Annotated in this window: 3 protein-coding genes; all 3 read right to left on the bottom strand. The window is 58.2% G+C overall.

Annotation, left to right across the window (positions count from 1 at the left end; all coding sequences use genetic code 11):
- Positions 1-69: 69 nt before the first annotated feature.
- The 3 genes from A4R35_RS10245 to A4R35_RS10235 all read right to left on the bottom strand — a co-directional run bounded on the left by A4R35_RS10245 (position 70) and on the right by A4R35_RS10235 (position 2,634).
- Complete coding sequence (locus A4R35_RS10245) at positions 70-1,167, bottom strand: TOMM precursor leader peptide-binding protein (protein WP_112429029.1); 1,098 nt, start codon at positions 1,165-1,167, stop codon at positions 70-72.
- Between the two features lie 54 nt (positions 1,168-1,221).
- Positions 1,222-2,211, bottom strand: a complete 990-nt coding sequence (locus tag A4R35_RS10240; RefSeq protein ID WP_112429027.1) for a SagB family peptide dehydrogenase — start codon at positions 2,209-2,211, stop codon at positions 1,222-1,224.
- Between the two features lie 228 nt (positions 2,212-2,439).
- The gene (locus tag A4R35_RS10235) at positions 2,440-2,634 is read right to left on the bottom strand and encodes a hypothetical protein (RefSeq protein WP_112429025.1); all 195 of its coding nucleotides are present in this window, start codon (positions 2,632-2,634) and stop codon (positions 2,440-2,442) included.
- Positions 2,635-3,556: the final 922 nt, after the last annotated feature.

Below are 3,556 nucleotides of genomic sequence, written 5' to 3'. Positions count from 1 at the left end.
TAGGTATTCACCTTGTGGGTCAGCCCCTCACGATGGCAGATGATCAGGGGGCGCAGCTGGCCCGCAGGACTATTGGCGGCGGCCATGAGGATGTTCCTCCAGATGCAGCTGGATCTGATTCATATAGGCGCGGGTGTCGAAATAGAGTGGCTTCTGGTAGCGCTCAGTGCGTGGCACACAGATACGGCAGTTGGGTAAACGCAGGATCTCGTTAAAGGCGAACTCCATCGTTGGGAGATACAGCGAGAGGACTTTGCCAGCGGTGAAGGCGGAGCCGGTCAGTACATTGTTGAGGGTCTCCAGAGCCGTCAGCGAGGCGGCCAGCGAGTAGAGTGGGCGGAGCAGCACCGGGCGTCCGGGCTGAACCTTGCCCGCGACGAGGGCCTGCTTGTAGGCAACATAGCTGGCGTGCTCGCGCAGGTTCAGGCCAACGCGGCTCTCGAAGCAGGCATAGCAAGGGGTGCGCTGAGGAATGATGGTCGGCCCGATTAACAGGAAAGGGCCGTCGATAGCGCTATGCAGCCAGCGCAGGCCAAGCTCGGTAGCAATGACGTTCAGGTTGCGGAGCAAGATCGGATCGATGACATCGAGGGCCACGACAAGGAAGTGATCACGCCACCTGGTGAAGCGCACTGCGGTTTGCATGCTTGCCAGGCCATCTTCGTGTTCTGTCAAATCCTGCTCGCTTAGTTCTTGCAATAACTCTGCCTCTTCGATGAGCGAGACAGGCGAGTTGAGAGAGGCTTGCAGTTCTTGCAGGACCCGCTGCGCGAACTCTCCGTGCCCCAACACCAGAATCGGCTCGGGCTGCTTGGTACGTAAAGCGCTTTGGGGAGTCGACGGGCGCGCCAGGCTAGTAGCCAGAAGGGCTGCGTAATAATCGAGGACATTGGTAGGGCCTCGCTCTAACGCCCCAAACTCATCAAGACTTGCGCAGATTTGGAGCAAGTCCTGCACGGGCACGTCGAGCTCGCGCGCTAACTCTTTGAGCGTCGTCTGACCATCAAGGCGCCGCAGAGCCTGAAGAAGCTTGCCTTGATTGCTGCGGTCTTTGAGAGTCACCGAGACCGGGTTCCAGACGCCCGAGCGCAGTTCAACAATGTTCTCGCTATGCGCAATAAGAGAAAAGTGTGGCTTTAGTCTGGGACAGTCCTCGGTTTCAAACATCAGACAATTCTCCTTAATGAGATAAATATTCTATTTCTTTGCTCGTCTTGGTCTCTATTCTGCCGGGATGCCGACAGCGATGGTGTGCAGCACGGTTTGAGCCAGACCATCCAGGCCCAGAGCCTCATTGAGGTCATCGTCGTAGAAACCTGCAATATCCACGTCCCCATAGCCGAGGGCGGTACAGGCCAGGTGGACGTTCTCAGCAAGCTGCCCGACCTCGATGAAGAGGTAACGCAGGCCGCGACTGCCATACTTGCGCATCACCTTCCAGGGGCGTCCGATGGCAATCAGCAGGGTGCAGGCACGCGAGAGCGAGATCACCTCTTCGGGGTAGGCAAAGGCCTGGAGCACTGCCTGTACACTGTCTGGACCCTGAAGCAGGGCCAGTCTGCTCCGCAATGGATCGTAGCCGTAGATGCCGCGCTCGAGTCCACTGATGTTCAGGGCAACCACGTAAAGGTCGACGCCATAGAGACCTCCCGGTGAGGGAGTTGTACGAAAAAACAGATCGACCGTGTGTTCGCCCTGCTCGACTGGAGCCTTGCCGATCCCGGTAATCCCCGCTGCAGCGAAGAGTAAGGAACTAAGTCCTTCGAGCCGGACAGGATCACCAGTGAAGAGGCGTCGGCTGCGCCTGCGGAGCAGACAGTCACCCAGGCTGAGGCGCAGGCGAGCAGGTGGAGGTAAAGGAATGATGAGAGTGGTATCAAAGGTTTCGATACCGTTGTTGGCAAGCATATAGGTCACGGTATCGGTATAGTAAAGCTGGACACCCGCTTCAGACTCATGGTCGTGACGGCACAAACGGGTATTCAGCAGAAAGGTTTCGGCGACACGTTGATCATGTGAAACACTCAGGCTACGGTGACGCAGTGAGGGAGTGCGAAATCCTGTTGCATCCGCACAGCGATCGACACTCACTGTGGAATTGACCATAAAGGGCAGGGACAAGGCATTCCCTTTCTGGGCGACAGGGGCCTCCTGAGCTGGATCTTGGCTCTTGGTCTTGACCTGACCCGAAGCTTTGCTGTTGATGGTCATCTTCGTTGCTCCTCAGCAGTTGAGCTATGAAACGCAGCCATATGCACCTGGTACGTGTACTTCTTCCCAATCTACTATCTGGGCAGCATTTCGCTATAGCTCTATCTCGGAGGCCAGAGACATGCTTCCTTGTTTACTCTGCCTCCATGCTCCACTGATCTGAGACCCCCTTCCCGTCGGAGAGGAGTCTCAGATCAGGCGAACAAGATGGTAGCCTGGCAGATAGGACTAGCTGGCGCTCTCATCAGTGACCAGCAACGCCGGAGCTGCTGAGCAGCAGCAAATTGTCGAGGTGCTGGTCCCGTGTCCGTTCGAAGTACAGACACCCGGCGCGACGGTAAACTCTGCCAGCTCGTGCGGATGCAGATAGTCCTCGCGATTCATTGTGAGATGCTCGCTGAATCCGCTCACCTCAATGTTCATCGCTGTTCATTGACCCCCTTGCTTCAAAGAGTGCTCCTGGAAAGGGATACCAGGGAGAGGCTGCTTGCTCTCCCTCGCAAGGATATAGCATCTGCAGTGGTTGAGAAACCATCGTCCACTGGTCAATCTTATCTCACCTGGTGCCCAAAAGCTGATGGGTTTTCCCTCGTCCAGGACCAGCAGGCAGGTTGAATCTCTTTCGACCCGTAGCGTGTGGCTGAAGGAGAGAAGGCTTGTGAGCCGGGAGGTCAAAGGACTTGCTGAAGAAGGAAGCCAAAGAGCAGGGATCGGGATCGTGCGCGAGAGGATCGCCAGGAGTCGCCGTGTCATGGGGTACTGCGCGAAGGCGAGCAGGAGGGTGGGCTGAGTGCACCCTGGCAGGCCCTGACACCTCGGATCACGTTGACGGGGGCCGGCCAGCTGCCCCAGTGCAGCTCAGTCCCGACCTCCTGATGGAAGGAGCATGCAGCGCTGTGTGCTCGCGGCACGAGGTGCTGACAGGGCTGACCGGCACGGAGGAGCCAGGTATATCTGGGCAGACCTGACCTGGTGACTTGAGCCAGTAGTCTTGGATGTGTGTGATGCGAGGAAGGGTCAGGGAGTCTCAGGGGAGCATCCGCGGGGGACGTTTCCAGGCTGCCAGAGTCAGCGCGATCCTGATCCATCCTGTGGTGGGCTGAGCAAGGAGGTCAGGAGCAGAGTCGATGGGCAGGTGAATGGGCTGGCGTGCCCTATCCTGGCTGCAGATCAGCTGGTGACCCCGGTCTGTATCAGCGGGACAGCGCTGAACAGCGGGGGTCACGGGCACCAGCGCTGCGAACGGCCCAGCGTGGGGGTGGGCTGCAGCGCAGGACAGGGCAGGCATGCTCGTGTGACAGCTATGCTCCAGTCGCGGAGGAAGCTCCTGGAAAAGTGGCCGTCA

This window comes from Thermogemmatispora tikiterensis (genome assembly GCF_003268475.1).
Taxonomy (GTDB): Bacteria; Chloroflexota; Ktedonobacteria; order Ktedonobacterales; family Ktedonobacteraceae; genus Thermogemmatispora; species Thermogemmatispora tikiterensis.
The sequence above is the reverse complement of the archived record's forward strand: the minus strand, read 5'-3'. Positions and strand labels throughout refer to the sequence as shown.

Excerpts from the sequence above, each read along its gene's own strand:
- A4R35_RS10235 (WP_112429025.1), bottom strand. The coding sequence starts at position 2,634 with ATGAACATTGAGGTGAGCGGATTCAGCGAGCATCTCACAATGAATCGC.
- A4R35_RS10245 (WP_112429029.1), bottom strand. The coding sequence starts at position 1,167 with ATGTTTGAAACCGAGGACTGTCCCAGACTAAAGCCACACTTTTCTCTT.
- A4R35_RS10240 (WP_112429027.1), bottom strand. The coding sequence starts at position 2,211 with ATGACCATCAACAGCAAAGCTTCGGGTCAGGTCAAGACCAAGAGCCAA.